General features: G+C 67.9%; 1 protein-coding gene and 1 pseudogene. One reads left to right on the top strand and one right to left on the bottom strand.

All coding sequences use genetic code 11. The features are described 5' to 3' along the window. Window positions 1-339: pseudogene (locus AAE045_RS23620) on the top strand (acetyl-CoA carboxylase carboxyl transferase subunit alpha); the annotation flags it as partial. Window positions 340-501: 162 nt separating this feature from the next. Here AAE045_RS23620 and AAE045_RS23615 read toward each other — a convergent pair. Further along, entirely contained in the window at window positions 502-660 is a 159-nt protein-coding gene (locus tag AAE045_RS23615) for a CopD family protein (protein WP_455549741.1), read from the bottom strand. Window positions 661-664: the final 4 nt, after the last annotated feature.

The following is a 664-nucleotide window of genomic DNA, read 5'->3' as shown; positions in this document are numbered from 1 at the left end:
CTGGGCGTGGGCGACCGCACCGTGATGCTGGAATACAGCGTCTACTCGACCATCAGCCCGGAAGGCTGCGCCTCGATCCTGTGGAAGGACCCGGCCAAGGCCAAGGATGCCGCCGAACAGCTCGGCCTGACCGCCCCGCGCCTGAAGAGCCTGGGCCTGGTGGACAAGGTCGTGCGTGAGCCCACCGGCGGCGCCCACCGCAACCCGAACCAGATGGCCAAACGCCTGAAGGCCGTGCTGCTCAACGAGCTGGACGTGCTGGAGAAGCTGCCGGTCGATGAGCTGCTGCAGAAGCGTTACGAGCGCCTGCGCAGCTACGGGACCTACGAAGTAGCCTGACCGGGCTGCGGCGGAAACGAAAAAGCCGGACGCGCGAGCGCCCGGCTTTTTTTGTGCTGCACGCCGGCGGGCTGGCTCGGCGGTCGTGGGGGGGGCACTACCCGGTTTCGCACGCGGGTCCGAGGTAGTTGGCCTGCGGCCGGCACCACCGCTGCGGATCGCTTAGAACGGCTTGGCGATCACCAGCCACACCACGCCGATGAACAGCACCAGCGGCAGTTCGTTGAACCAGCGCAGCGCGCGCGAGGACGGCAGCACCCCGCCCTTCACCGCGCCTTTCAACAGCCGGCCGGTCCACGAGTAGTACACCAGCAGCAGCACCACC

The organism is Dryocola clanedunensis (assembly GCF_038405435.1).
GTDB classification, from domain to species: Bacteria; Pseudomonadota; Gammaproteobacteria; order Enterobacterales; family Enterobacteriaceae; genus Dryocola; species Dryocola clanedunensis_A.
Note: the sequence above shows the minus strand (reverse complement) of the source record. Positions and strands in the feature narration are given on the sequence as shown.